Below are 1,320 nucleotides of genomic sequence, written 5' to 3' on the forward strand. Positions count from 1 at the left end.
CGGCCAGGAAGAAATGGCGCAAACTCGATGGTCAGAACCGCCTGCCCGAAATCATCCAGGGGGTTGAATTCCGCGACGGCATCAAGCACGAATTCAAAGCCGCCTGATCAAACCGTCACCAACTTTCGGTCATAGCTCCGCGGAAATTCGACAAACCTTGAAGAAGCTTGTCACCGCGGAAAAACAATGTTGGTCTGAAGTGATCAATCCAGCTTAATCCTCCGTATGGCGAGGCGAGGATTAATTCTTCCAGTGACTAGAGGTGCAATGAATCCTTTTGCAGATCACGGCATTGTCAGAACATCGCGACACGTTGAACGACTTCCGGTCCGATCCGAAGCGTAGAAAGTTCACCAGCGCTGGGCTTGTCGACCTTTGAACCCGAACCGTCCGCTGTTGACGCGTCTTTGATTTGTAACGTTGCCAAGAGGAAGATACTGCCCTTTTCGAAACGCAGTGAAGTAGGTGAAGGAGTGATCCATGGCAGATGATCGGATCGGGAGGCGGGCTTTGCTGAGTGGTGCCGTCGGCATGGCTGGCATTGCGACTTTACCAGCACTGGCACAGGAGGGCACTACCGAGTTTCAGGCTCCCGTGTCCGACGCCGTGCGGAACAATATATCCAGTTTCCGGATGCTGCAGTGGCAGGACTACTTCGAGAACACGAACCGAGGTGTTATCCTCGTCGACATTACGTCTCGCGCACTACATTATTGGTCAGAAGACAAGACGATCTACCGCCTCTATCCGACATCAGTCCCTCTTTCAGAAGAGCTGACCAGACGTGGGAGAACTGAAATTGTCCGCAAGGCCGTTAACCCTCCGTGGCGTCCTACTCCTTCGATGCTGGAACGCAACCCGGACTGGCCGACAATGGTCGAGGGCGGCGCTAAGGACAACCCGCTGGGTGTCCGCGGAATGTATTTGTCATGGCCCGCTTATTTGATCCACGGCACCCATGATACACGGAAGATCGGTCGCAGATCATCGAACGGCTGCATCGGTCTTTACAATGAGCATGTCATTGAGCTCTACGATTTGGCGCAGGTTGGCACCCAGGTGCTGCTAATCTGACGAAGAGATGAACTGTCAGATCTCGCAGATAGGGTTGCTGTTGCGTCCTACGGTTCACGCTCTGCTCTTGGTCACGTCCCGCCTTGGGCGACCGCGCATCCTTTCAGGAGCTATGACCGAAAGTTGGTGACGGTTTGATCAGGCGGCTTTGAATTCGTGCTTGATGCCGTCGCGGAATTCAACCCCCTGGATGATTTCGGGCAGGCGGTTCTGACCATCGAGTTTGCGCCATTTCTTCCTGGCCGA

At 54.2% G+C, this 1,320-nt stretch carries 1 protein-coding gene; it reads left to right on the forward strand.

The features are described 5' to 3' along the window. Positions 1-480: 480 nt before the first annotated feature. Positions 481-1,074, forward strand: coding sequence for a L,D-transpeptidase (locus Q8M88_RS06600; protein ID WP_305595611.1), 594 nt, complete (start codon positions 481-483; stop codon positions 1,072-1,074). The last annotated feature ends 246 nt before the right edge of the window (positions 1,075-1,320 follow it).

The organism is Phenylobacterium sp. (assembly GCF_030693805.1).
Classification (GTDB): domain Bacteria; phylum Pseudomonadota; class Alphaproteobacteria; order Caulobacterales; family Caulobacteraceae; genus Phenylobacterium.

Coding starts and splice junctions, on each gene's coding strand:
- Q8M88_RS06600 (WP_305595611.1), top strand. CDS start 481: ATGGCAGATGATCGGATCGGGAGGCGGGCTTTGCTGAGTGGTGCCGTC.